Annotated in this window: 27 protein-coding genes; 14 read left to right on the forward strand and 13 right to left on the reverse strand. The window is 59.1% G+C overall.

The genetic code is table 11. The features are described 5' to 3' along the window. Nucleotides 1-287: 287 nt before the first annotated feature. The 3 genes from ACSQ83_RS10840 (at nucleotide 288) to ACSQ83_RS10850 (ending at nucleotide 3303) form a co-directional block, all read left to right on the forward strand. Nucleotides 288-1253: a LysR family transcriptional regulator gene (locus ACSQ83_RS10840; protein WP_436228132.1), complete on the forward strand. Its 966-nt coding sequence runs from the start codon at nucleotides 288-290 to the stop codon at nucleotides 1251-1253. A 61-nt stretch (nucleotides 1254-1314) separates the two neighbouring features. Then, on the forward strand, nucleotides 1315-2109 hold the full coding sequence (gene hutG, locus ACSQ83_RS10845; protein ID WP_436228133.1) for an N-formylglutamate deformylase: 795 nt from the start codon (nucleotides 1315-1317) through the stop codon (nucleotides 2107-2109). Between the two features lie 168 nt (nucleotides 2110-2277). Continuing rightward, complete coding sequence (locus tag ACSQ83_RS10850; protein ID WP_436228134.1) at nucleotides 2278-3303, forward strand: aldo/keto reductase; 1026 nt, start codon at nucleotides 2278-2280, stop codon at nucleotides 3301-3303. An 85-nt stretch (nucleotides 3304-3388) separates the two neighbouring features. On the opposite strand, the gene ACSQ83_RS10855 is transcribed toward ACSQ83_RS10850, so the two are convergent. From ACSQ83_RS10855 to ACSQ83_RS10865, 3 genes are all read right to left on the reverse strand, one after another. Beyond that, nucleotides 3389-3709, reverse strand: a complete 321-nt coding sequence (locus ACSQ83_RS10855; RefSeq protein ID WP_436228135.1) for a HigA family addiction module antitoxin — start codon at nucleotides 3707-3709, stop codon at nucleotides 3389-3391. 8 nt (nucleotides 3710-3717) lie between these two features. Continuing rightward, nucleotides 3718-3996, reverse strand: coding sequence for a type II toxin-antitoxin system RelE/ParE family toxin (locus ACSQ83_RS10860; protein ID WP_414951238.1), 279 nt, complete (start codon nucleotides 3994-3996; stop codon nucleotides 3718-3720). A 78-nt stretch (nucleotides 3997-4074) separates the two neighbouring features. Beyond that, nucleotides 4075-4662, reverse strand: a complete 588-nt coding sequence (locus tag ACSQ83_RS10865; protein ID WP_436228136.1) for a MarR family winged helix-turn-helix transcriptional regulator — start codon at nucleotides 4660-4662, stop codon at nucleotides 4075-4077. On the opposite strand from ACSQ83_RS10865, the gene ACSQ83_RS10870 reads away from it, so the two are divergent. Both ACSQ83_RS10870 and ACSQ83_RS10875 read left to right on the forward strand, forming a co-directional pair. Further along, complete coding sequence (locus ACSQ83_RS10870; RefSeq protein WP_436228137.1) at nucleotides 4661-4831, forward strand: hypothetical protein; 171 nt, start codon at nucleotides 4661-4663, stop codon at nucleotides 4829-4831. The two genes, ACSQ83_RS10865 and ACSQ83_RS10870, sit on opposite strands and share 2 nt — an antisense overlap. Before the next feature lie 114 nt (nucleotides 4832-4945). Then, nucleotides 4946-6775: a diguanylate cyclase gene (locus ACSQ83_RS10875; protein ID WP_436228138.1), complete on the forward strand. Its 1830-nt coding sequence runs from the start codon at nucleotides 4946-4948 to the stop codon at nucleotides 6773-6775. On the opposite strand, the gene ACSQ83_RS10880 is transcribed toward ACSQ83_RS10875, so the two are convergent. Next, the gene (locus tag ACSQ83_RS10880) at nucleotides 6769-7710 is read right to left on the reverse strand and encodes a LysR substrate-binding domain-containing protein (protein WP_436228139.1); all 942 of its coding nucleotides are present in this window, start codon (nucleotides 7708-7710) and stop codon (nucleotides 6769-6771) included. The genes ACSQ83_RS10875 and ACSQ83_RS10880 overlap by 7 nt on opposite strands. A 185-nt stretch (nucleotides 7711-7895) precedes the next feature. Between ACSQ83_RS10880 and ACSQ83_RS10885 the strand changes: the two genes are divergently transcribed. Then, on the forward strand, nucleotides 7896-8618 hold the full coding sequence (locus tag ACSQ83_RS10885) for a transporter substrate-binding domain-containing protein (RefSeq protein ID WP_436228212.1): 723 nt from the start codon (nucleotides 7896-7898) through the stop codon (nucleotides 8616-8618). A 20-nt stretch (nucleotides 8619-8638) separates the two neighbouring features. After that, nucleotides 8639-9760 carry a succinylglutamate desuccinylase/aspartoacylase family protein gene (locus ACSQ83_RS10890; RefSeq protein ID WP_414951243.1) on the forward strand — a complete coding sequence of 374 codons (1122 nt, stop codon included), beginning with the start codon at nucleotides 8639-8641 and terminating at the stop codon, nucleotides 9758-9760. Between the two features lie 6 nt (nucleotides 9761-9766). On the opposite strand, the gene ACSQ83_RS10895 is transcribed toward ACSQ83_RS10890, so the two are convergent. After that, nucleotides 9767-11188, reverse strand: a complete 1422-nt coding sequence (locus ACSQ83_RS10895) for an MFS transporter (RefSeq protein ID WP_436228213.1) — start codon at nucleotides 11186-11188, stop codon at nucleotides 9767-9769. A gap of 315 nt (nucleotides 11189-11503) precedes the next feature. Here ACSQ83_RS10895 and ACSQ83_RS10900 point away from each other — a divergent pair, with 315 nt between their 5' ends. Then, the gene (locus ACSQ83_RS10900; protein ID WP_414951244.1) at nucleotides 11504-11755 is read left to right on the forward strand and encodes a DUF1488 domain-containing protein; all 252 of its coding nucleotides are present in this window, start codon (nucleotides 11504-11506) and stop codon (nucleotides 11753-11755) included. 93 nt (nucleotides 11756-11848) lie between these two features. Beyond that, nucleotides 11849-12529 carry a Pr6Pr family membrane protein gene (locus tag ACSQ83_RS10905; RefSeq protein ID WP_414951246.1) on the forward strand — a complete coding sequence of 227 codons (681 nt, stop codon included), beginning with the start codon at nucleotides 11849-11851 and terminating at the stop codon, nucleotides 12527-12529. A gap of 82 nt (nucleotides 12530-12611) precedes the next feature. Here the strand turns inward: ACSQ83_RS10905 and ACSQ83_RS10910 are convergent, their stop codons facing one another. Continuing rightward, nucleotides 12612-13001 carry a tautomerase family protein gene (locus tag ACSQ83_RS10910; RefSeq protein ID WP_414951247.1) on the reverse strand — a complete coding sequence of 130 codons (390 nt, stop codon included), beginning with the start codon at nucleotides 12999-13001 and terminating at the stop codon, nucleotides 12612-12614. A gap of 143 nt (nucleotides 13002-13144) precedes the next feature. On the opposite strand from ACSQ83_RS10910, the gene ACSQ83_RS10915 reads away from it, so the two are divergent. Beyond that, a complete protein-coding gene (locus ACSQ83_RS10915; protein WP_436228140.1) occupies nucleotides 13145-14059 on the forward strand; it encodes a LysR family transcriptional regulator in 915 nt (304 codons plus the stop codon). Nucleotides 14060-14146: 87 nt separating this feature from the next. Here ACSQ83_RS10915 and ACSQ83_RS10920 read toward each other — a convergent pair whose 3' ends face one another. The 4 genes from ACSQ83_RS10920 to kynU form a co-directional block, all read right to left on the reverse strand. Further along, on the reverse strand, nucleotides 14147-14758 hold the full coding sequence (locus ACSQ83_RS10920; protein ID WP_436228141.1) for a glutathione S-transferase family protein: 612 nt from the start codon (nucleotides 14756-14758) through the stop codon (nucleotides 14147-14149). Nucleotides 14759-15810: 1052 nt separating this feature from the next. Then, entirely contained in the window at nucleotides 15811-16647 is an 837-nt protein-coding gene (locus tag ACSQ83_RS10925) for a class I SAM-dependent methyltransferase (protein WP_436228142.1), read from the reverse strand. 32 nt (nucleotides 16648-16679) lie between these two features. Further along, nucleotides 16680-17588, reverse strand: coding sequence for a tryptophan 2,3-dioxygenase (gene kynA, locus ACSQ83_RS10930; protein WP_436228143.1), 909 nt, complete (start codon nucleotides 17586-17588; stop codon nucleotides 16680-16682). 19 nt (nucleotides 17589-17607) lie between these two features. Then, the gene (gene kynU, locus ACSQ83_RS10935) at nucleotides 17608-18858 is read right to left on the reverse strand and encodes a kynureninase (RefSeq protein WP_436228144.1); all 1251 of its coding nucleotides are present in this window, start codon (nucleotides 18856-18858) and stop codon (nucleotides 17608-17610) included. A gap of 334 nt (nucleotides 18859-19192) precedes the next feature. Here kynU and ACSQ83_RS10940 point away from each other — a divergent pair, with 334 nt between their 5' ends. The 4 genes from ACSQ83_RS10940 (at nucleotide 19193) to msrA (ending at nucleotide 23356) form a co-directional block, all read left to right on the forward strand. Continuing rightward, on the forward strand, nucleotides 19193-20434 hold the full coding sequence (locus ACSQ83_RS10940; protein WP_436228145.1) for an ArgE/DapE family deacylase: 1242 nt from the start codon (nucleotides 19193-19195) through the stop codon (nucleotides 20432-20434). Between the two features lie 239 nt (nucleotides 20435-20673). Further along, the gene (locus tag ACSQ83_RS10945) at nucleotides 20674-20871 is read left to right on the forward strand and encodes a DUF3311 domain-containing protein (protein WP_165104398.1); all 198 of its coding nucleotides are present in this window, start codon (nucleotides 20674-20676) and stop codon (nucleotides 20869-20871) included. After that, the gene (mctP, locus tag ACSQ83_RS10950) at nucleotides 20868-22352 is read left to right on the forward strand and encodes a monocarboxylate uptake permease MctP (RefSeq protein ID WP_414951254.1); all 1485 of its coding nucleotides are present in this window, start codon (nucleotides 20868-20870) and stop codon (nucleotides 22350-22352) included. Before ACSQ83_RS10945 ends, mctP begins: the two co-directional genes overlap by 4 nt. A gap of 263 nt (nucleotides 22353-22615) precedes the next feature. Then, a complete protein-coding gene (gene msrA, locus ACSQ83_RS10955; protein ID WP_414951255.1) occupies nucleotides 22616-23356 on the forward strand; it encodes a peptide-methionine (S)-S-oxide reductase MsrA in 741 nt (246 codons plus the stop codon). A 47-nt stretch (nucleotides 23357-23403) separates the two neighbouring features. On the opposite strand, the gene ACSQ83_RS10960 is transcribed toward msrA, so the two are convergent. From ACSQ83_RS10960 to ACSQ83_RS10970, 3 genes are all read right to left on the reverse strand, one after another. Continuing rightward, nucleotides 23404-23655, reverse strand: a complete 252-nt coding sequence (locus tag ACSQ83_RS10960) for a hypothetical protein (RefSeq protein WP_436228146.1) — start codon at nucleotides 23653-23655, stop codon at nucleotides 23404-23406. Nucleotides 23656-23696: 41 nt separating this feature from the next. After that, on the reverse strand, nucleotides 23697-23969 hold the full coding sequence (locus tag ACSQ83_RS10965; protein ID WP_414951257.1) for a hypothetical protein: 273 nt from the start codon (nucleotides 23967-23969) through the stop codon (nucleotides 23697-23699). Nucleotides 23970-24092: 123 nt separating this feature from the next. Next, on the reverse strand, nucleotides 24093-25373 hold the full coding sequence (locus tag ACSQ83_RS10970; protein ID WP_436228147.1) for a c-type cytochrome: 1281 nt from the start codon (nucleotides 25371-25373) through the stop codon (nucleotides 24093-24095).

Here is a 25373-nt window from a genome sequence, read left to right on the forward strand (position 1 = left end):
ACAGAGAGGTGTGCGCCCTTGACCGTTGGACATCTCCTATCGATAAAGCCCGCCTGCGTCTCACACGTATGCGGCTTGGCTTTCATCACACGATAAGCACGCCTGTTCTCGAACTGCTTATGCCTTGTGCTTCATCCCGATTGCAGGAAACCCCCGCTTCCGCGAACATTTTGCATAAGGCAAACTTATGGACATCGACGGAAAATGCTGCAGCTTCGCACGGTTCTTGCCAGCACAGGCATCCTTTAGTCCCTGCTAAACCCGCGCCGCGCCAAACCGGAGCGCCCATGAGACGACCGCATCATCCTATCGACCTGCGCGCGTTGCAGGCGTTCGTTGCCGTCTGCGATACAGGCTCGATGACCGCCGCAGCAAAGCAGCTCGGCGTGAGCCAGAGCGCGATCAGCCAGGCGGTGTCCGGGCTCGAACGCGAGCAGGGCATAAGCCTGTTTGACCGGGACAGCCGCCCGCCGCGTGCCAATAGCGCAGGGCGAGCGTTGCTTGAACTTGCCACGCCCTTGCTCGATCACGCGCAACGCGTGAGTGCCCGCATAGACGAGGTATCCGATGCAGGCAATGCGTCGGTCCGCCTCGGATGCGTGGACTCGTTCGCCGCCACTGTGGGGCCTGAACTGATTCGTGCACTCTCGGGTTCGTCCCGGCAGATTGCGTTATGGTCGGGCTTGACGCCGGGGCTGACCAAGCAGTTGCATGATCGCGAGATCGATCTGGCTGTATGCACCCAGACTGTCATTTCGGACCCGCGTATTGTGGAGATTCCGTTGTTCTCCGAGGCGTTCGTAGCGGTTGCGTCGCGGCGGTTCCTCGCGTCACGTCCCGCGGCGGACTGGCGTATGCTCGCTGGCAATCTTCCTTTGATCCGTTATACGGGGCGCTCGGTGATCGGTCAGCAGGTCGAGCGTTTTGCGCGGCACCTGGGTATCGACAGTCCGCGTCGTTATGAATTCGATGCCACCGATCCGCTGCTCAGTCTCGTCGCCGCGGGTCTTGGTTTCGCCATTTCCACGCCGCTCTGCTTGTGGCAGGCGCGTCATTATCTGGAGGAAATCGATGTGTTGCCGCTGCCGCCAGGCGGCCTTGCACGCCGCGATTTTTTCCTGCTGCATCGTGAGAGCGAATGGGATGGTTTCGCGGCCGAACTGATCAGTTTGACGTGCGGTGTGCTTGATCAGCGCATTCGCCCGGCGCTGCAGCAGGCGCTTCCCAACCTGCCCGACGACGCGCTCCAGTAACGCTTGTCAACCCGCCCTGTTTTAAACCTCTTTCTTACGCTTATCCCGCCCGGAATCCATCATGACCGATCTCTGCACCTTGCATCGTGGCGACGCGCCGCTGCTTATTTCGATCCCGCATTTGGGCACTGAAATTCCCGAGAGCTTGCGGCCGTTGTACACGGACATTGCGCTGACCGTTGCGGACACCGACTGGCATCTCGACCGCCTCTATGACTTTGCCCGCGAGATGGGCGCGACAATTCTTGGGGCGCGCGTTTCGCGTTACGTGATCGACCTGAACCGTCCATCAAACGATGAAAGCCTCTATCCGGGCCAGACGACGACGGGCCTGTGCCCGGGCGAAACCTTCCGTGGCATGCCGCTGTATCGCGATGGCACTGAGCCCGATGCGGCCGAGAAAGCGCGGCGAGTAGTCACTTACTGGCAGCCATATCACGACGTGCTTGAGGCAGAACTCGCGCGGTTGCGGGCGGTGCATCCAAACGTGCTGCTGTGGGAAGCGCATTCCATTGCAAGCGTGTTGCCGCGTCTGTTCGAGGGCAAGCTGCCTGATCTGAACATCGGTACGCAGGATGGGCGCACGGCAGCGCCAGCGGCCTTGCAAGCGGTCACCGATGCCGCTGCGCGGAACTCGTATACGTGGATCGCCAACGGCCGTTTCAAGGGCGGTTACAACACGCGTCACTATGGTGCGCCCGAGACCGGCGTTCACGCGATACAACTGGAGATGTGCCAGTCGACTTACATGGATGAGACGGAGCCGTTCGACTACGCGCCCCAAGCGGCGAGTCAGGTGCAGGTGGTGGTGAAGGACATGGTGGGCGCGGCGCTGGATGTCATCCAACGGCTGTAATCCAAAGACCGTGATCGCGCTCGCGTGAGCGCGGGACCGTCTGCCGCCGCCGTGCATCCAAGCGCGATTTTCACCGATCTCTTAACATGGCCGATGCATCAACGAAGCTGCCTGCCCGCGTCGCCGGCGCAGCAGCGGCTCATTGGCTTTCAATGGAAAGGAGTGGACATGGAATATCGCTTACTGGGCGAAACGGGCTTCAAGGTGCCCGTGCTGAGCCTGGGCACCGCCACGTTCGGCGGCAGCAATGATTTCTTCAAGGCATGGGGCAGCACTGACGCTGACGGCGCGCGTAGCCTGGTCGATATTGCGCTGGAGGCGGGCGTCTCCATGTTTGACAGTGCCGACGTTTATTCCGACGGCATGGCGGAGGAGAACCTCGGGAAGGCCATTGCCGGACGTCGCTCGAAGGTGATTGTATCGACGAAAGGAACGTTTCAGTTCGGCTCGGACGTGAACAGCGTTGGCTCGACCCGGCATCACTTGACCGAAGCCGTCAATGGCAGCCTGAAGCGTTTGAATACCGACTACATCGACATCTATCAACTGCATGGTTTCGATGCATTGACACGCGTGGAAGAAACGTTGCGCACGCTCGATGACTTCGTGCGCGCTGGCAAGATTCGCGTGATCGGCTGCTCGAATTTTTCCGGCTGGCACTTGATGAAATCGCTGGCGGTGTCAGACCGTGAAGGCCTCGCGCGGCATTCGGTGCATCAGGCGTATTACTCGCTGACCGGCCGCGATTTCGAGCATGAACTCATGCCGCTGGGATTGGATCAGAAGGTCTCGACCATTGTGTGGAGTCCGTTGGGGTGGGGCCGCCTGACAGGCAAGATTCGGCGCGGCAGCCCGTGGCCGGAGAATAGCCGTTTGCACAAGACGGCAGACATGGGACCGCCGGTTGCCGATGATTATGTCTACGGCATCGTGGATGCGCTGGATGCCGTGGCCAAGGAAACAGGCAAGAGCGTGCCGCAGATTGCGTTGAACTGGTTGTTGCAGCGGCCGACAGTTGCGAACGTGATTGTGGGCGCCCGCGACGAGAAGCAATTCCGCGAAAACCTGGGCAGCGTTGGGTGGTCGTTGAGTGCTGAGCAGATTGCGGCCCTGGATAAAGCGAGCACGTTGCCGTTGCCGTATCCGTACTGGCATCAACGCGGTTTCGCCGATCGCAATCCGTCGCCGGTTTAGAGCGGGAGGATGGCGGGAAAACGCGGTGCTTTCATGTGCGGGTGGCCAGGGCCGCGCCACTCGCCGTCACTCTGCCGATCAAGGGTTAACGCAGCGACGCGATCGCTCCGTTTGCCGCACCGTTACGCATGATTTGCGTGAGTCGATCGCCGAGTTTTTCCCGCGCCTGTTCGGTATCGTAATGCGTTTGGAGGTTCATCCAGCTTTGCGGATCGACGCCAAAAAAAGCACCCAGACGAACGGCTGTATCGGCCGTGATGGCGCGTTTTCCTTGCACGATTTCATTGATACGACGTGCCGGTACTTCTATGGCTTTCGCGAGCGCGTACTGAGTAATGCCCATTGGGGCGAGCCATTCCTCCGCGAGGATCTCGCCGGGTGTGTCCAGTGGAATGTCTCGAGTCATAAGTAATCCTAGTGGTAGTCGCAGATTTCAACTTGCGTGGCGCTGCCCGATTCGAAGCAGAAGCAAAGACGCCATTGATCATTGATGCGTGCGCTATATTGTCCTTTCCGATTACCCTCCAGTGCTTCGAGAAAGTTGCCGGGCGGAAGGCGCAAAAAGTTGAGATCGGCCGCTGCATGAAGTTGTTGCAACTTGCGAATCGCGACCCGTTCGAAATTGACAGATCGTGCGACCCGCTTTCCTTCAAACAATGAGCGTGTGTCTTGGCAGCAGAAGGAAGTGATCATAAATCAAATAATAACGCACAGCGTTATTAACGCTGTGGTGCTCGCAAGATCCTTTTTAACGCAGCATGGCCGTCATCCTCACCGGTCCTCTACCGTATCCCCACGCTTTGCAATGATCCGTCCCAACTCCCGCGTTGAAGGTACGCGGCGCATTGGATTCGTGGACCCCAGTTCATCGTCGGCCAGGTTTTCGATCAGCGCCAGCAACACCTTCCGCGCGGTCTTGATGTCATGCTCGCTCAAACCCACCACGCTGACCTCATTGACTTCCTCGGCGAGCGGAACGAGCTTCTCTTTCAGCGCACGACCCTCGGCGGTAAGGAACACGTGCACGTTTTTCTTGTTGTCCGGCATCTGCTGACGCTCGACATAACCCAGCGCCTCCATCGCCTTGACGGCTGCAAAGGTCGTTGGCTCCATCACCCCCGCCTGCGTGCTTAGCTCGCGCTGTGTCAAGCCGTCCGTCTCCCACAAGATCCGCAGAAATGTCCAGTGCCCGTACGACACGGTGTGCTCGGCAAGGCGCATTTGCAGCGCGCGCACCAGCGAACGCGCGGCGTCCTTGACGAGGTGGGCCAGTCGGTCGTTGGGTACGGCGTCATGCCAGTGGCGCAGGATTGCAGCGGTTTCGCGAGGCGCGTTGTCTGCGGATTTCTTTCTTGTCATGACCGTGTTTCCCGAAGCTCGAAGCGTTACCCAGGCCAACATGATAGCCGGTCGAGACGAACCTGAAGAACGGCGCCAGGTTGTCGCCGGCGTGAAGGAAAACCCTGCCGATCGCGGCATCCGCATGTCGGCTATGCACGAGAATGCACGCGCAAAACCGATCCGCTAATTGAGTTAGCTTCCATTAACGGCACCCCGCGAGGGATTGCAGGATTAAACTCCGTCTGGAAATTGTCGTTATAGACTGTATGCGCTGCTCCCAGTCACGCCTAAAGAACTGGATATGCTGGCCCCCATTAAATTCGACGACGCAAGCAACCCGGCTCATGCCCTGCCTCCGCCCGACGGGGACACGCGCCCGGATGAACGGTTCGACGAGCTGACTCGTCTTGCCAGACGCCATTTCAGCGTGACCCTTGCACTCGTCATGCGGGTCGACGGAGAACGGCAGGAGCTCAGCTCATGCGATGGTCTTGCTGCTGATCGTGTCTTCGTACATACCCCTCGCGGGCTTTCATTTTGCCGGCAGGCAGTACCTGGCGATGAATCCCATGCTGACGATCTTCTCGTCATACCGGACACCCTTGCCGATAACCGCGTTCATGATCATCCGCTTGTCGTGGACAATCCCTGCATTCGTTCTTATGCCGGATGTCCGTTGCGGAATGAGAACGGGGAAACGCTTGGCGTCTTTTGTCTGCTTGATACTTCGCCTCGCGAACTCGACGATGCCGAGCGCGAATGCTTGCGGGATTTTGCCCGCCTCGCTGAGGCAATCCTCGCGCGCGATCAGTCGGCCGCTCAATTAAAAGAAGACCAGGACGCGCTGAGCAAGCGCGAGAAACGCATGGCGCTTGCCATTGCCGGCAGCGGCACAGGCATCTGGGATCGCAATATAGTTACCAACGAGATCCACTATTCGGCGGGATGGAAAGCCATCCTGGGTTATGCGGATTGGGAGCTGACCAACCAACTCAACGACAGTTACCAACGCGTTCATCCGGACGATCTCGCTTACGTTCAAGCGGCCATTCAGGCACATTTCGATCGGAAGACGCCAAGCTATGACGTAGAACATCGCATCCAGTGCAAGGACGGCAGCTACAAGTGGATCTCCAGCCGCGGCAAGGTCGTCAGCCGTGACGGCACGGGTCAGCCGTTGCGCATGATTGGCACCACTACCGATATCACGGCCATGCGCGCGATGTCAGAGCGGCTGCAGGAGAATGTCGACCTGATCACCAGCCTGACCAACGAAGTGCCGGGACTTGTCTTTCAATATCAATTGCTGCCGGACGGCGAATCATTTTTTTCGTATGCAAGCGCGGGCATTGAAGAGATCTACGAGCTCACGCCGCAGCAGGTGGCCGCGAACGCGGCGGTCATCAACACAATCGTGCATCCGGATGATCTCGCGGCTTACCGCGCTTCGCTTGAAATATCCGCGGCGAACCTCACGCCGTGGCACCTTGAATACCGTGTCGAATTGCCACGACAGGGTCTGCGCTGGCGCCAGGGCGACGCGCAACCCCGGCGTCTGGAAGACGGTGGCACGCTGTGGCATGGCTTCATTACCGACGTGACCGAACGCAAGCGCATAGAGTCTGAACTCAAGGAGTTCGCGACCATCGACTCCTTGACGCAGTTGCCCAATCGCCGCCATTTCATGGTTCAGATCGAGGCGGAACTGGCGCGCATCCGGCACGCGAAAGAGGGTTATGCGGCCATCCTCATGTGCGATCTCGACCACTTCAAATTGATCAACGACACATGGGGACACGCGGTCGGCGACCGGACGCTCAGGCATTTCGCGTCCATCCTTCAGGCTGAGCTGGGCGCGCAGGGCATCGCGGGCCGTGTGGGCGGTGAAGAGTTTGCGGTGATGTTGCCGAATGCCGATCTTATCGATGCAAGGGCTTTCGCGGAACGCATGCAACGACGCATGGTGGAAGCGCCGCTGGCGGAATGCGACTGGCGAATCGCGCTGACGGTCAGCATTGGTATTGCCGTGATGAACGCGGCCGATGCGACCGCCGACGCACCGCTTTCCCGCAGCGACGCGGCTCTATATCGCGCGAAGGAGCGTGGGCGCAATCGTATCGAGTGTCATTGACCAGGCGCCTCGCCTGTCACCGTGGTCCCGGGCAGCATTCTCGAAAACGACACCGCCATGGACGCCAGCTCCTGCGCGACCGGCGTCAACGGCACGCCTGCGCGTCGCAGCAGGCACACGCGCGTACTCAATGCCTGCTCTTTAATCGGGACGACCGCCACGTGGTCCCTGAAGAACGGATGTGCCGCGAGGCGCACGGGTTCGAGCGACAGATAATCGCTGTTCGCCACGCAATGCAGCGTATCGAATACCGCCTCGGTCGTGGCCGCAATACGCGGCGGTTCGAGCTCCGCGTCCTCAAACAAAGTGGACAAGCGATTCGCGACATCGCCTGCATGGCGTGGCCGGGTGCTGACCCACTCGCAATCCTGCAGCGCCTTCAGCGAACGCGCGCGACCTAGCGGATGACCACGCCGCGCGATGACGGTGACAGGCGATTCAAACAGCGTGGTTGCTTCGAGATCGTGAATATCCGCTTCGTTCGATGCCAGCGCCAAAGCAAAGTCCAGGCTGCCGTCGCGCACCCACGCCGTCAGGACCCGCGACGTGGCGCTGGTCAGGTGAACATCGATACGCGGGCAGCGCTCGCGAAAGCTCGCCAGCAGCGCGGGAAATAATCGCATCATGGCTTCCGCAGCAGCGCCGAGTGAGACCTGACCCGTCAACTCGCCGCGCAACTGGCGCATTTCGTTTTCGGTTCGAACGCATTCGCCCAGGATCACGTCGGCGCGAATCCGCAAGCGCTCCCCCACCGAGGTCAGGCGCGCGCCGCGATGCCCGCGTTCGAACAACGGTCCACCCGCGTTCGTCTCGAGTTTCCTCAACTGCTGCGTCACGCCGCTTTGCGCAATGCCGAGGCTGCGCGCCGCCGCCCTGAGACTGCCGGCTTCAGCCACAGCCACGAATACGCGAAGTTGCGTCAAGGTCAGGTCCACGATTTCCGCCCGGGGTGACAGGTAAAAGTGATCATGATAAGTAAATCGGGCCTGTTTGGTGGCATTTTGCGCTCGTACCATGAAGGCGTGTTATCCCCATCACCGTCCTGACCACTGAGCAAGCGCCGATGAAAACCCTCTCTTCATTGCTGGCCACCGTCGTGATCGCGGCCTTGGCCGTCTCCATGCCGGCCTATGCGAAAGACGCGAACGTATTGCGCCTCGGCATTGATCCGACGTATCCGCCGATGGACGTCAAGATGCCCGACGGCACCGTGACCGGTTTCGATGTCGACCTTGCCAACGAAATCTGCCGCCGCATCGCGATGCATTGCCAATGGGTCGAGATGGAGTTCTCCGGCATGATCCCGGCGCTTCAGGCACGCAAGATCGACGCAATCATTTCGTCGATGGCCATCACCGAAAAGCGCATGCAGCAGATCGCGTTTTCGACCAAGCTGTTCCAGTTCAAGTCACGGTTGATCGCCAAAACCGGTGCACCCGTGACGGTCAGCGCGGAAGGTCTGCGCGGCAAGCGCATTGGGGTGCAGAGCGGCACGCAGTTCGAGACATATGCGCAGAAGAACTGGCAGTCGGGTGGCGTGGAAGTGGTCGCGTATCAAAGTCAGGAGGGCGTCTTTCAAGACCTGGAGGCTGGCCGGCTGGACGCGGCGTTGCTTGGATCGGTGGAAGCGGATAACGGCTTCCTGAAGACACCGAGAGGCAAGGGTTTCGGTTTTGTCGGCGGACCGCTTGAGATGGGTGACCACGGCACGGGCATCGGCCTGCGCAAGGACGATGTTGCGCTCAAGGCAAGCATCGACAGCGCGATCGCCGGCATGCGTGCCGACGGCACTTACCAAAAGATCGCCCGCAAGTACTTCGACTTCGACGTCTACGGCAACTAACAAGATTCCAGGAGTATTCGATGCAGATCAAAACCACGCCGCTGGTTTCCACGTCCATTGGCACGCGTCGCGAGTTCGTCAGCTTTCACTTCGGTACGCCGGGCAAGGGCGAGAAGATCTATATCCAGGCGTCGCTGCACGCGGACGAAATCCCCGCCATGCTGACCGCGTGGCGCCTGAAGCAACGGCTGATCGAACTTGAAAAGGCGGGACGTATTCTGGGTGAGGTGATCCTCGTGCCGGTGGCGAACCCGATCGGACTCTCGCAGCATGTGCTTGGACAGTTCCTTGGACGCTTCGAGTTGAATAGCGGCCACAACTTCAATCGCAGCTTTCCGCTGCCTGCTGCCTCGGCTTTGGTCGAGCGCATTGGCAGCAAGTGGACGCAGGACGCCGACGCCAATACGCGTTTATTGCGGCGTGCAGTATGCGACATGCTCGCCGACGTCAAACCGAAGAACGAGTTCGAGTCCTTGCGTCGCGAGATGCTGATCATGGCTGCCGATGCCGACGTCATCCTCGACCTGCATTGTTCGCTCGAGGCGACCATGCACTTGTACACGAGCCCTGCGAGCTGGCCGGCGGTTGAACCGCTCGCGCGGTATCTGGGTGCAAGCGGCGTATTGCTCTGTGCGGACTCGGGCGGCCAGTCATTCGACGAGGTTCATACGCAACTCTGGAACGACGTTCGCGCGCTTGTGGGCGAGGGCACGCCGATCGCCGCGCCTAATGTTGCGCTGACGGTCGAGCATCGCGGCCAGCGCGACGTGTCCTATGAATTCGCCGAGCAGGATGCGGACGGGATTGTCGATTACCTGAAGTATCGCGGCGTGATTGAAGGCCAGGCACGCGAGCTGCCGCCGCTCAATCATCCGGCAACGCCGCTGGCCGGCAGCGAGCAGTTCATTGCGCCCGCAAGCGGCGTGGTGGTGTATCGCGCGCAGGTCGGGGCACATTTGAAAGCGGGTGATCCGGTCTTCGACATCATCGATCCGATCACGGACGAGGTGACTACACTCACGACGAAAAACGATGGTGTCTTTTATATGCGCCGGGCGATCCGCTTTGTCATCGCCGGCGCACCGATGGGCCGTGTAACGGGCGCAGTCCCGTTCAGGACCGGGGTGTTGATTGGTGCTTAGTTAGCGTCACTTGACCTCGCCCGCGCGCCCGCGTGCGGATCCTCGCTTGGCAGAAATTCCCTCACCTGCTTCAGCGGGCATCCGCATGAACATCGGATAAGAACTGATTACAACGAGCGCGGTAACGATAAAAGCCGAGGCCAGCTGCCACCGTTCAGCATGCGTGCCAGGGGCCAGGATCATGGTGACTTGGATTGTCCCCGCCGCGACTGTCACGCCGACCGCCTTCATCAATTGCTGAGCAGTCCCCTGGAATGAAGTAGCGGCGGCAAGCCTGGCCTTGGGAACATCGGCGAAAGCGAGGGCGCCCATGGTGGCGAAGCTCAGCGAGCGCGACAATCCGCCCACAAGCAGCAACAAGAAGATGCCGCTAGCCGGCCAGTTCTGCGACATGAACGAGCACACCAGGAGCACGGCCGCAAATGAAACGCTGCCCGCGCACAAGACGGTGCGGACAGAAAAGCGCCTTAGCGCAAGCGATGTCATCGGGCGCATGCAAAACGATCCTAGCGCGCTGGCGAATGTGACGAGACCGCTAGCGGAAGCGCTATAGCCGAACCCGGCTTGCAACGTCAGCGGCACAAGAAACGGCAGCGCGCCGGCACCGGCGCGAAACAAGCTTCCCGCAATTGTCGCTGCATGAAAAGTGGGTATAGAGAGCAGGGAAAAATCGACGGCCGGATCGTCCACGCGACGGCAGTGCCTGACGGCCATCCAGAACATCACCACGCCCGTGGCCACGCACGCAGGCGACGCAAACGGCGGCAAGACGCTACGTCCCGCGCATTCAATGCCGGTCATGAACAGCGTCAGCGACCCGCCGATCAACATCATGCCGCGAATGTCGGGTGGCGCGTGATGTTCGGGGGGCGCGGCCGGCAGCAAGCGCCAAGTCAGCAACAGACCGACTATACCCACCGGCACGTTGACCCAGAAGATGCTGCGCCACGAGAGGGTATCGGTGAGAAAGCCGCCGAGTGGCGGACCCATCAACGGGCCGATAAGAGCCGGCATGGTGAGCCATGTGGTGGCCTGCAACAGCTCCTCGCGTTTCACTCCACGGAACAAAATCAAACGTCCGACCGGCACCATCATGGCGCCGCCGATTCCCTGCACGATGCGTGCAGCAATCAACTGCGGGAGGTTCGCGGCCGCGGCGCAGGCGAGCGACGCCAGCGTGAACGTTGCGATCGCCCACATGAAGACGCGCTTCGCCCCGAAGCGATCGGCAACCCATCCGCTAGCGGGAATGAACACCGTCAGCGCCACTAGATAAGCCGTAATGGCACTGCTCAGATGCACCGGGTCGACACCAAGATCACGCGCCATGGCAGGCAAGGCCGTCGCGACGATCGTGCCGTCCATGTTTTGCATAAAAAGGGCGCTGGCTACAACGGCGGCGGTGATGCGGAAGTTGGCAGGTTTCACAAGGCGAGGGTATTTCAGGTAGAGCCAGCGACGCAGTTGCAAGCAAGGCGCCGAGGATTCAATCGATAGCGTGGCACCAGAGTCTACTTGAACCGCGGGATGCGATGCGAGAGCATGGACGCGCCAAACGCATTACAAAAACCGTACAGCGAGAGGACGGGCTTAAGGCTTAAGTACTTGCTAGCCGCTTGTGGTAATTGCTTCCCGATTTCCCTGCAGTCGGAACATTGCGTTGGTTGCGGGAATGGTCGGGGCAGGGTAATTACCAGGAATAACACCGTCGCGCGCGTCACGGTAATAGGACTAGGATGGCGTATGAAACTCAATTTCCCGAACCCAAGCCGTTCCTACGACAACTCCCGGCACTGCGTGTGCTTCTGGGGGTATGACGGTTCGCGCGAGATCTCGTTCCAGATAGACGATGCCGCTCTATCGAGTTTCAATCCGCAAATGGGGTCGGGCGAATCCGCCGTGCTCGCCGCCTTCGATACGTACCGCGAACGTATTCTCCTGAAAGCCGAGGGACTGTACGTACGCGGCGCGCAAAATATCTTCAAGATCTCCTGAGCTTGCTGCTCTGCAGCGCTAACTGTCCGCGTATAAAATCGCGGCATGCCCAAGCCTATTTCCTCGCCACCTGAACGCCAGTCCCTTAGCCCCATGCAAAGTCCGCAAGAGGCGTCGGCAGAGCCCGCGTTGCCCTTGCATACGCCCACAACGGCGTCGTTATTGCTGGCTGCGTGCATCGCGACAATAGCGTGGCTCGCGCTCGCCGCGCAAACCGATATCACGGTGCACCGGATGCTGAACAGGGGCTTAAGCGTGTTCGATGGAATTGAGCGCCTTGGCAGCTATCTGACGAACCTGACCATATTCGCTGTTGCACTTTGTTTTTCGTGTGTCGCCGTGCTTGGCCGCTCGCCGTTCGGACGATTTTTCCGCAAGCCGCCAGTGGTGACGGCGGTCGTGGTGTACATCGTGTTTGTCGGACTGGCTTATAACCTGTTGCTGCGTCACCTGTGGACGCCTTCAGGATATCGGGCGATGCTCAACGAATGCCTGCACACCGTTATTCCTTTGTTGTCGGCAATCTACTGGGTGCTGTTCGTGCCGCGCTTTCATCTGAGTTTGCGGCAATGCCTGCTGTGGCTGATCTATCCGCTCGCTTATCTTTGCATCACGCTTTGGCGCGGCAGTACGTCGGATTTCTATCCTTATCCATTTATTGATGTCGGCGAACTTGGCTATCCGCACGTGCTGCTCAACGCAAGCTTGCTTGTGCTGGCCTTTGTCACGCTGATGGGTGTGTTCATCGCTTTGAATCACAGGCGTCCGCATTAGCACAGGATCGAATGGCCGCTGGCCGCGTACTTGCATGGACGTGCGCGACCGGCGGCGTTTCATTGCTGCACGGACGTGGCGGCTACTTCGGCGCGTAGTGCATATCGCCATTGCCGAACGACCAGTCCTCGCGATTTACCTCGACCAGGTTGATCCAGACATCCTCCTTTCGAACGCCCGTCCTGGCATGTATGCCATCCGCCACCGCGCGATAAAACGCTTTCTTCATCTCAGTGGTGCGGCCGATGTTCCATGTCACCTGGATAAATACGATGCCCGGCGTGTAATTCACGCCCAGGTAACCTTCCGCCGGGTAGATCAATTCGTCAGGCGCATGGCGCGTGATGATCTGAAACTTGTCGTGCTCGGGCACTTTGACGACATTGATCATTGCGTCGTACACGACGTCACTGATTGCCTGAACGACTTCCGGTGACGCAGTCTGAGCGAGATTGATTCGAACGAGTGGCATGGTCTTGACCTCAGGCTTAAGTAGGGAATAAGGACGCGTTGCTGCGTAAAAAATATCGCTTCTCACGATTCGCCATTGAAGATTAGACTAGGCTTGCGATTGCATCAAGCGCATAGTTTTCATACGAACCATGAGAATCGAGCATGTTATTCGAAGACCTTAAAACCCTGGTTGCGGTCATTGACCATAATTCGCTGACTCGGGCGGCAGATGTACTGTCGCTGACGCAATCGGCTATATCGCGGCGGATTCAGCATCTCGAATCCGTCCTTGGCCTGGAACTCCTGGACCGGAACAGCAAGCCGCCTCAAGCGACCGCGCTTGCGCGCCGGATCTACGAACACGCTGTTCCGCTCATGCGCAGCGTGAATCAACTGCTTGATATCTCCCGGGAAGACGCTGTGCCGAGCGGGGTATTTCGCTTGGGCCTTTCGCAAGTGATCGCGGAGATCGTTTTGTTCGACGCGGTGATGCGTTTGAAAGCGGCGTTTCCTGCGCTTGAGGTTCAGTCGCATACCGAGTGGAGCACGGGTTTGTTGCAGCAGGTCAGTCTTGGGAAACTCGACGCGGCCACGTTGCTGCTGCCCTCTCCAAGCACGTTGCCAGCCAACATGGCAGGACGGCTTATCACAACGCTCGAAGTGCTGGTGGTCCAGAGCAAGAGAAGGCCCGTGGTCGAACGTCGCTCCACCATCAAGGCGCTTGCGGAGCAGGAATGGATTCTGAACCCGTTGGGTTGCGGCTACCGTGCTGCGCTGAACCGGGCGATGCAAGGTGCGGGGCGCGAACTCAGGTTAAGCGTGGATACGCACGGCACGGAGATGCAACTGAAGCTGATTGCAGCGGGGCTCGGTTTGGGGCTTGTGCCGAAGACGGTGCTTCGTCGGAGTGATTCGTATGCCGAACTATCTGTTGTTGACGTGAAAGACTTTTCCCTTAGTCTGGATATCTGGCTAATTCACCCTGTTCAGTTGGGCAATTTGAAGGGTGCAGCCACTGTTTTTGGCGATGCCGTGGCGGAGAGTTTTGCGAGCGTTGCAGCCGGCCGTGGCCGTTGAGAAACCGTTAATAGCCGCCGTGGATCAGAGTGAGCGTCGTTGGCTAAGCAAGCGTTCCTTGCCTCTGCCAACGATGCTCAGAACTTTTTACTCTCCCGACTTCTCGATAGCCCTTTTATACGCCTCACGGGCTTCAATACGCCGGACAAACGCGGTGAGGTTGGGGTACGCCTCTTCGCCGCAAAACTTCACGGCCATCTGGACCGCGAACGACAGTTGAACATCGGCGCCCGTCAATTCATTGCCAATGAAATAGTCCTGTGCTGCGAGTTCGCTGTTCAGAAAGCCGAGGTGCCTTTGCATTTCACTTTCGATGCGCGGCTGCAACGGCGCTGCGCCATCGCCAAGCCGGCTTGTGTAGAGCTTTAGCATGAGCGGCAACATGGCGGAGCCTTCTGCATAGTGTAGAAACTGTAAATAACGGTTGTAGTCACGCGAGTCTGCTGCGGGCGCGAGCCGGCCGTTGCCATACTTGCGAACCAGATATTCGATGATCGCGCCGGACTCGAAGATGACTTCATCGCCATCGCGGATCACGGGCGCTTTGCCCAGTGGATGGATCTTTTCGAGTTCGGGCGGCGCAAGGCGGGTTTTTGGATTGCGCTTGTAGGCATGGACGGTGTAGTCGAGTTCGAGTTCCTCGAGTAGCCACGTAATTCGGCGCGACCGAGATTCGTTTAGATGATGGACTTCAATCATTAATGGCCTTGTGAGTTAGATTTCTGGGGGAGCGGTCGGGGTCAATGCCGGAGTGCTAGGTTCTGGCGTCAGCGGTCTGGTTCAATGCCGGGTTGCTGCTTTTCAGGTCTTCGCGCGTTTTATGTTAGCTGATTTCTTTATCACTGTTAGCCACTGCGCGTGGCGGCGCGTCATTTCTTGGTCCTTAGCGACAAAGAAACGAAGCAAAGAAAGCGCTTTTAACAGCTCTACCCTAAGTGTCCACAGCGTGCAGTTTTGATTCATGGGTGCCCCAAAAGCACGGTGCTCGCAAGAGCCACGGATGTTTGAACCCCTCCTTCTCGCGAATCCTGACAGTAAAACGCTTCGCCCCGTACGCTCTCGGGCTAGCACCCGTGTTCCAAGAACCGGCACGGCCTCACGCGCTTTTGGAGCGCTCCGCCTTTTTTGATCGCTTGGTCGAGTTGACTGCGCAGCAGAGACGCGTGACCAGCTTCGCGGATCACAACCCGATGTGTATTTATTGCTCTATCTTTAGTAAGTCGGTTCGCCGGTTGCACGGAATTCTTTGGGTACGGCCTCACGCATTTCGGTAGCCATGTTTCTTCGCGGGTTGCCAATATGGTTCGGCATGCGTACAAATTTGGCGGGTGGTTCTAGGCGGATAGCGCGGGGTGTCCCTTGGGCAGGTTCAAACACTGGTGGCGAAGCGTGGGGTATCCGTGTTCGGAGAAAGAGGGGTTCACACATCGGTGGCTCTTGCGAGCACCGTGCTTTTCGGGTACCAATGAAATAAAACTGCACGCTGTGGACACTTAATTTTTAGAGAGGTGAAAGCGTTTTCTTTGCTTCGTTTCTTTGTCGCTTTGGACAAAGAAATGACGCGCCGCCACGCGCAGTGGCTAATAGTGATAAAGAAGACATCCAACACTGAACGCGCGAAGACCTGGAAAGCAGCAACCCGGCAATGACTCAGACCGCTAACGTCAGAACCTAGCAACCCAACCCCCGCCCCCCACTGCCAACCTCAAAACCACCCCCGTCCAACCCCGAGTGCGAACGAAAATCCCTCCTTATGGCTTAACGAACCGCAACGTCATGCGATCCGATTCTCCAATGGCTGCGAAGCGCGCGCGGTCGGTATCGCCGCCGCGATAGGTCGGTGGCAGCGACCACACGCCGTTCGGATAGTTCTTCGTATCGCGGGGATTGCTGTTGATCTCACTGCGCGCGACGAGCTTGAAACCCACCGCCTGTGCATGCTCGATCACATAGGCTTCTGTCATATAGCCGGTATCGATCATTTGCTGAACCGATGTACCTGGTATTGCGCGATGCTCTTCCACTCCAAGCACGCCGCCGGGTTTCAAGACCGAATAGAACGCACGCAGGTTGGCATCGACCTGACCGTCTTCTATCCAGTTATGAATATTACGGAACGTCAGCACGCGATCCACTTGCAGCCCGGCGGGAAAGCCGCTGAACTGCCCTGATTGCAACGAGCCGACCACGACCGTTCCAAAGACGTCCGGCGCGGCAGCGAGCCTGCGCTCGAACAAGGCGTTGCTCTTTGCCTCGCCGGCAGGAAGCGCCCCTTGCGGCGGCAGATATTGCGCTTCGTAAAGCGTGCCGCGCGCCCGCAGATAAGGCCCGAGGATGTCCGTGTACCAGCCGCCGCCCGGCGCAATCTCCAGCACGCTCTGGTCAGGCGCGAGGCCGAAGAACTCGAGTGTCTCTTTCGGATGTCTATAAACATCGCGCGCCTGCGCTTTTTCTCCACGATACGGCGCCGCAATGGCGGTATCGAGTGATATCGGCGCGGTAGGTGTTGCGCACGACGCTAGCAGCATGGCTGCGGGCAACGCCAGAAAAGCACGGCGCATGAGGCTGGGGGCAGGGAGCATTTTCATGCGAGACATTATCGGACAAAGCGGACCGCTTGTCAGAGCAACGTCCGGACGTGCCATAACTCAGGAAACAGCACGACATCGAGCATCTTCCGCAAATAGAGCGCACCACTGGTTCCGCCCGTGCCTTGCTTGAAGCCAATGATCCGCTCAACCGTGGTGACGTGGCGAAAGCGCCATTGCCGGAACGAGTCTTCAAGATCAACGAGTTCTTCCGCCATCTCATAGAGCTCCCAATGTTGCGTCGGCTCACGATAAACCGTGAGCCACGCGGCTTCCACGCTGGCGTCGTGCGTGGTCGGCTGAGTCCAGTCGCGCTCAAGCCTCTCCGGTGCAATCGGAAAACCACGGCGCGCAAGCAGGCGGATGACTTCATCGTAGAACGAAGGGCCGTCAAGCGTCGCCTTGACCTCGGCAAGCACGTTCGGACGATGCATATAAGGCTTGAGCATCTGCTCGTTCTTATTGCCAAGCAGGAATTCGATCTGCCGGTACTGATGCGACTGGAATCCGGACGATGCCCCCAGATAAGGCCGCATTGCCGTGTATTCAGAGGGCGTCATGGTGGCGAGAACACTCCACGCCTGCACCAGTTGATCAAGTATGCGCGAGACACGCGCCAGCATCTTGAACGCAGGCGGGAGGTCATCGCGACGCACGGCGGCAAGCGCCGCATGCAGCTCATACAGCGCGAGCTTCATCCATAACTCGCTCGTCTGATGCTGCACGATGAACAGCATTTCGTTGTGATCCGGCGAGAGCGGGTGCTGCGCTGAAAGGAGCGTGTCAAGCGAGAGATAGTCGCCATAGCTCATCGAATTGGAGAAGTCGAGCTGTGCGTCATGCCAGCCTTCGGGCTTCTGCGCAGCGTCGTCCGCGGCTCCCGTGGCTCCATACCCCATGGGACAGCCGCCGGTGCCTTCGCTTTCTTGTGATTGTGCCATCGCGCGTTCTCCGCTGGGGTCAGGTAACCGCGCCACGTTCGGCGAACTCGGGTGCACGCCATGCTTCAGTCGCAAGCACGTCGCGCAAGGTTTCAACCGCGTCCCATACATCCACATAACGCGAATAAAGCGGCGTGAAGCCGAAGCGCAAAATGCGCGGCTCGCGGTAATCGCCAATCACGTTGCGCGCGATCAGCGCCTGCATGACCTCATACCCATGCGGATGTTCAAAGCTCGCCTGCGAACCGCGTTCGGCATGTGCCCGCGGTGTCACGAGCTGCAACGGAAATTCGCTGCAACGCGTCTCGACCAGTTCAATGAACAGGTCGCTCAGCGCCAGCGATTTCCGGCGCAACGCGGCCATGTCGGTCTGCGCGAATACGTCAAGCCCGCATTCGATCATCGACATCGAGACAATAGGTTGCGTGCCGCACAAGAACCGTCCGACACCGTCATCGGGCCTATATTCAGGGCTCATTTCAAACGGCTTTTTATGGCCCCACCAGCCGGACAGCGGTTGCGAGAAAGCATTCTGCAGCCGCTTCGGCACCCAGATGAATGCAGGCGAACCCGGCCCGCCGTTCAAATATTTGTAGGTGCAGCCGACGGCGTAATCCGCACCGGCGGCGTTGAGATCGACTGGCACCGCACCTGCCGAATGCGCCAGGTCCCACACCGCGAGCGCACCCGCTTCATGAATCACGCGGGTCAACGCGGTCATGTCGTGCATGGCGCCCGTGCGATAGTTCACGTGCGTAATCATGGCAACGGCCGTGTTCTCGTCGATAGCACTTGCGAGTTCGGATGCGTGATCCACGAGACGCAGTTCATATCCGCGATCCAGTTGTTCGATCAGGCCTTGAGCAATGTAGAGGTCGGTAGGGAAATTCGAGCGTTCGGAGACGATGACACGACGCTTGGGATCGCGTTCATTGGCTAACCGCAACGCCGCCGACAGGATCTTGAAGAGGTTGATGGAAATGGTGTCGGTGACCACCACTTCGTCCTCGGCTGCGCCAATCAACGGAGCGAGCTTATTGCCAAGCCGCTTGGGCAACGCGAACCATCCCGCCGTATTCCACGACCGGATCAAACCGTCACCCCATTCGCCGGTTATGACGGCCGCCGCGCGTGCGGCTGAGGCCTTGGGCGGCACACCAAGCGAGTTACCGTCCAGATAGATGGTGTCGTGACCGAGCGAAAACTTGTCACGCAAAGCGGCCAGGGGATCATCGCGGTCGAGCGCCGCGGCATTGTCTCTGTGGTTCATTGAAGCGTATTCCGGTGAATTGTTGTGTCCGTGCCTGACGGAAATCCGCGTCTCTCCGCCGCCTGGCGGAGCGCGTCCTCATGCCTGAAAGCTTAGCTGAGAATGGCGGTTAATTGATTGCGAAACAAACGCGGCGCTTGCGCCGCAATGCAATATTCTTCGATGAAAACCGCGCTTAAGCGCAATAAATTGATTGCGATCTGTTATGGGCGGCATTCGGGTAGGCTCACCCATTCGTGTGGCCGGTCCGCTAAGCTGGCGCTGCTCGCCGACAGCAGCGTTACTCGTTACCATGCAGTCAACCCCAGCCAATTACTTCGATAGACCGCCGCTCATGACCTCATCCGTTCTCGTTTCGACCCTCACCGACTGCGTCGATCATCACTTTGACCAGGAGGTCCAGTTCCTCGCCGCGCTTGTGCAAAAACCTTCGGACAATCCGCCCGGCGATTGCGCGGATCACGCTGAGATGGCGGCGCAGTGGCTTGAACGGATCGGCTTCACGGTCGAACGCCACGCAGTGCCGGCCGACGATGTCACGCGCGCCGGCATGATCAGCGCGACGAACCTGGTGGTGCGCCATCGCTTCGGCGCGGGGCCGGTGATCGCACTGAATGCACACGGCGACGTGGTGCCCCCCGGCGATGGCTGGACCGCCGACCCCTATGGTGCCGAGATTCGCGACGGTTTCATGATCGGGCGCGGGGCGGCGGTATCGAAGTCTGACTTCGCCACTTATGCGTTCGCGTTGAAGGCGTTGATCGAAAGTGGTGCGCCGCTCGGCGGCACGGTAGAGCTGCACCTGACCTACGACGAAGAAACCGGCGGCCTGATCGGCCCGGGCTGGTTGCTGAAGCAGGGCATCGTTAAGCCCGATTACGCCATCTGTGCAGGCTTTTCCTATTCAATCACGACCGCGCACAATGGCGCGATCCATCTGGAAGTCACGGTCCGGGGCAAGTCGGCGCACGCGGCGCGGCCCGATACCGGGCATGACGCGCTGGAGGCCGCTACGGCGGTGCTGAATGCGCTGTACGCACATCGGGCGGCGTTGCGCGAGATCCATTCGAAGACGCCGGGCATCGATCATCCTACGTTGGTGGTGGGTCTGATCAAAGGTGGCATCAACACGAACGTGGTCCCTGACAAAGTAAGTTTGCGCCTCGACCGTCGCGTGGTGCCGGAAGAGAATCCGCAAGACGTGCTTAGGGAATTGAAGGTGCTGATCACGGCGTCGGTGGCAGGGTTGCCGGGAACTGGGGTGGAGATAGAAGAGGTGTTGGTGACGTCGCCGTTGCGCTCGCTTGACGGCGCAGAGCGCTTGTCACAAGCGTTGCAGCGCGCAGCCGTGGTTACGTTGCAGCGCGACATTCCTACCGAGGGCGTGCCTCTTTATACCGATGCCCGCTTATATTGCGAAGCGGGCGTACCGACCGTCATTTATGGCGCCGGTCCACGGATGCTGCTTGAGGCTAATGGACATCGGGCCGATGAGCGGGTCGCGCTGGAAGACTTGAAGGTCGCGACAAAAATCATTGCGATCGCGCTTGCGGATTTGCTTGGGCAACAGCCCTAAGCGGTTCCACGCTTAGTTCCTTTACGGTCTTGCAAAGGAACTAAGCTAAATCACCCTCCGTTCCGCAGGCCGCCTTAATCTGCTTAGCCGGCTAACATCCCAAGCCCCTCCTGCTAGGGGCATTCAGCACGTCTTCGAAATCTCGAACATAATTCCGGGTGCCGTTATTCCGGGCTTCGCCGCAGCGCCCGGCTGCCGCGAAGCGCGACAGGTCGAACCTCCATCACGAATCAATTACTATGAAAACATCAGAAGAGACAAAGCATTCCTGGCTTTGGCTGGTCTTGCTCATTCCGTATGTCGCCTTGCTCTGGCTGCCTTTTTATAACGATACCCGTCCGTCTTTCGCCGGTTTCCCCTTCTTCTACTGGTACCAGTTCCTATGGGTGCCGCTGACCTCGCTCATCATTTACATCGTATATAGAGGTGTCAAATGAGCGATATCGTTCCGGTCAATCCGGTTGCCATGACCGTCTTCATCGCTTTCTTCCTGCTGGTGACGGTAGTGGGATTCTTCGCGGCGCGCTGGAAACGCGGCGACCTGACGCAACTGCATGAATGGGGTTTGGGCGGCCGCCAGTTCGGCACGGTGATTTCATGGTTCCTGGTCGGAGGCGATTTCTATACCGCCTATACCGTCATTGCCGTACCCGCCCTGGTGTATTCCGTTGGCGCTTATGGTTTCTTCGCGCTGCCTTACACCATCATTGTTTATCCGTTTGTGTTTGCCGTCATGCCGAAGTTATGGAAGGTCGCGCACGCGAAGAACCATATTACGGCAGCCGATTACGTGCATGGCGAATACGGCGGCAAGTGGTTCCCGGCAGCCGTGGCGGTCACGGGAATTGTCGCGACCATGCCGTACATTGCCTTGCAGCTGGTGGGCATGCAGGTGGTGATCAAGGGGCTAGGCGTGAGCGGCGAGTTGCCGCTGATCGTCGCGTTCGTGATCCTCGCGCTCTACACCTACACCAGCGGTTTGCGTGCGCCGGCCATGATCGCCTTCGTGAAGGACATCATGATTTATATCGTGGTGATCGCGGCGGTCTGGCTGATTCCATCGAAACTTGGCGGCTATGCGCACGTGTTCGATGCCGCCGATCAGTTCTTCAAAGCCAAGGGCGGTCCGACGGGCATTATCCTCAAGCCGACGCAATTCACCGCGTACGCATCGCTTGCTCTAGGCTCGGCGCTCGCGGCCTTCATGTATCCGCATACCATGACCGCGGTGTTGTCGTCGTCATCGGCTGCCACTGTTCGCAAGAACGCCATCTTCCTGCCGGCTTATACGTTGCTGCTCGGGTTGATCGCGTTGCTCGGCTACATGGCAATTGCTGCGGGCATCAAGGTGCACTCCGCGTCCGACGTCGTGCCCGCGTTGTTCGGCCAGTTGTTCCCGTCGTGGTTCGTTGGCTTCGCGGCCGCGGCCATTGCAATCAGCGCGCTCGTGCCGGCGGCGATCATGTCGATTGGCGCAGCGAACCTGTTCACGCGTAATTTGTGGCCGCTGATGGCGCGTGACATCACGCCCGAGAAGGAAGCGAAGACAGCGAAGCTGGTCTCGCTCGTGGTGAAATTCGGCGCGCTGCTGTTCATCGTGTTCCTGCCGACGCAATATGCAATCGATCTGCAATTGCTCGGTGGCGTCTGGATCCTGCAGATATTCCCGGCCATTGTGTTTTCGCTTTATACACGGCGCCTGAACACGCCGGGGCTGTTCCTCGGCTGGCTGGCCGGAATCGTGCTCGGAACCGGCATGGCGATCGCGCAGGGTTTGAAGCCGGTGTTCGCGCTGCATCTGGGCGGGGCGACGTATCCGCTGTATATCGGCTTGATTGCGCTGGCGCTGAATATTGTGGTCTCGTTTGTTGTATCGATGGTCACGCCGCGCCGCGCACCGGTTCCGCAGGCGACGTAAAGAACGGGTGCAGGCTCCGGTCGATGCGCAAGATTTCCTGTGTATCGACCTGGCAATTTTTACTGTGCCGGCGCGTGTGATTCGTTCTTTCCGCACCTCGTGCTGACCTTTCCCTGACCTTTCGATGACATCTTTGTCATCAAGCTTCCACACGTCTCCGGGCGCGCTAACATGGCGCAAAAGGACCACGCTCAGGCGCGCGTCGGGCATCTAGCCGCCGGCCACTCGCCAAAGCGCGTTGTCCTCAAACCCGGAGGTTCTCCATGATTTCCACGAAGCAAAATCCCGCCACGTTTCTGCGTTCGCGCGGCGCGGCGCTATTGACGGCTATCGGCCTGGGCGTCGGTATCCTGTTCGCATCGATGCATCCAGCCCATTCATCCGAAGCCGCGGTCGTTATTGCCCCGCCCGCGCTGGATGAACCCGTGAACGGAGCGCACCAGGAAACCGCAGTGCTCGCAGGCGGGTGTTTTTGGGGCGTTCAAGGCGTTTTTCAGCACGTCAACGGCGTGACGAAAGTGGTGTCGGGCTACTCGGGTGGGCAGCCTCAGACCGCGCAATACGAGACCGTCAGCGGAGGCGATACGGGTCATGCCGAGTCGGTGCAGATCACTTATGACCCGACGAAAATTACCTACGGCAAGTTGCTGCAGATCTATTTTTCGGTCGCTCACGATCCGACGGAATTGAACCGGCAGGGCCCGGACAGCGGCACGCAATATCGTTCGGCAATCTTCCCGGCAAACGACATGCAAAAACGCATCGCGCAAAGTTATATTGCGCAACTCGACAAGGCGCATGTATTTTCCTCGCCGATCGTGACGAAGACAGATGCGCTCAAGGGCTTTTATCCCGCTGAGTCTTATCACCAGAATTATTTGACGCTGCATCCGGATGCACCGTATATCGCGATCAACGACATGCCGAAGGTCGAGAACCTGAAGCGGCTTTACCCGGCGATGTATCGCGACAAACCGGTGCTGCTGAGCGTGGCATCGCAGTAGTGGAAGAGCAGCGGCGGCCTTAAAATCCGCCGCTTTTCAGCCGCTATTTAGCGGTTCTCGCTCATCTTGTCGACGATGTCGCGGCCCGCATGATAGGCCGCGTCCAGTGCCTTGGCCTCCGTCTCAAACACGTTGCCGAGTTCATAAAACTGCGTGCGTTGCCCGGCATGATGAACGTCGGCCCCGGGTCGGCACACGTACCCGTTGTAGTGGTAGGGGGTGTCTGGCGTGGGCGGTCCGTATGCAAGAATCGGCAGCACCCAGATCTCAAAGCCTTCGTAGTCAATTCTTTCCCACATGGAAACCTCCAGCTTCAGGGAACGGCGTTAAACAGCAGGAGCTACACTGCTCCGTCCAATACGCGAGCGACGAAGTGTCTGCCCCACGCTTCGCCGTGAGCAACCGCTTCCGCGACCGTGGCGTAGGGCCCGTGATTGCCGGTCAGATCGCCGGAATCTTCCGCGTGCGTCGAACCTCGAACCGGCGTTCCATCATGCCGGGTCACCATCACGCGAGCGCTATAACCCATGATCTCTTCTACGTCGGGCGGCTCGTATTGTGGCTCGACGTTTATGGTCAGAAGATAGTCGCCAACTTCAACGTCCTGATGCATGGCCGTCTCCCGGTTCATCGAGGAATCTTATTATGAACGCGAACGCCTGGCTGACAATGTGTTTACGCAAAACGGCGGTGGACTTGAAAATCCACCGCCGCTTTAGACAATACCTTTAACAACTTACTGCGATGCCTGCGTGCTCTTGCGCAGCTTAGCCACATCAGTTGCCCCGACCGCCGGCGCACCATTGTTCCAGCCGGCGCGAATGAACGTGAGCACATCGGCGATCTGCTGATCGTTGAGCACCGGCGCGTATTTAGGCATTGGATACGCGGCGGGGATGCCTTGTATCACGAGGTCCTGCGTGCCGTTCAGCGTGACGTTGATCAGCGACGACGCATCCTTCTCCATCACGTTCGGATTGCCCGCCAAGGGCGCGAGCAGCGGTGCGAACGCGTGGCCATCCACGCCGTGGCAATGCATGCAGTACGCGGTATAAACCCTCGCGCCTGCATCGTTGGCAGGATGCTGCAGCAGCGCCGTCGTGGCCTTCGGGTCGTACGCATAGGCCGGCGCGTTCGTACCGCCCGCGGCCGGCAACGACTTCAAATACGCCGACATGGCAGCCAGGTCCTGATCGCTCATACCCTGCGTGCTGTGATTGATCACATCCGTCATGGACCCGAACGCCGACGCATGCGCGTTCGCTCCCGTCTTCAGGAACGTGGTCAATTCAGCATCCGACCAGCGTCCCAGTCCAACGTTCTGCTCGCCCGTCAGGTTGGACGCAAACCAGCCGTCGAGCACACCACCCGTGAGCCACGCGCTGCCGCTTTCATCGAGCGCCTTTTCCTGGAACGCAATGCCGCGAGGCGTATGGCACGCGCTGCAATGGCCCAGACCTTGAATCAGGTAAGCGCCGCGATTCCACCCGACATCCTTGCCGTCCTTGTCGCGATAAACACCTTTATCGAGGAACACCATATTCCAGAACTTGAGCGGCCAGCGCATGTTCAGCGGGAACGGAATATCCGATGGACGGTTCGCCTGGCTCACGGGCGCAACGCCCTTCATGAAGTACGCATAGAGCGCCTTCACGTCGTCGTCGCGGACCTTTGCATAGGACGTGTAGGGCATGGCCGGATAAAGGTTGTGACCGTCCTTGGCCACGCCCTGACGCAGCGCCTTTTCAAAGTCCTCCTCGCTCCATTTGCCAATACCCGTACCGGGGTCCGGCGTGATGTTGGTCGTATAGATTTTTCCCATGGGCGTGGACATCGGCAGGCCGCCGGCAAATGGCTTGCCCTTGGGCGCGGAATGACAGGCGACGCAATCGCCCACCTTCGCGAGATAGGCGCCGCGGGCAACCAGCGGATCGTCGTTCGCAGCGGCATGAGCCAGCAAGGGCAGGCTGAACGTGATTAAGCTAAGCCCGAGAGAGGCAACAAGATGTTTGATCAT

Origin of the sequence: Caballeronia sp. LjRoot29, from assembly GCF_964252755.1 — a bacterium.
Classification (GTDB): Bacteria; Pseudomonadota; Gammaproteobacteria; order Burkholderiales; family Burkholderiaceae; genus Caballeronia.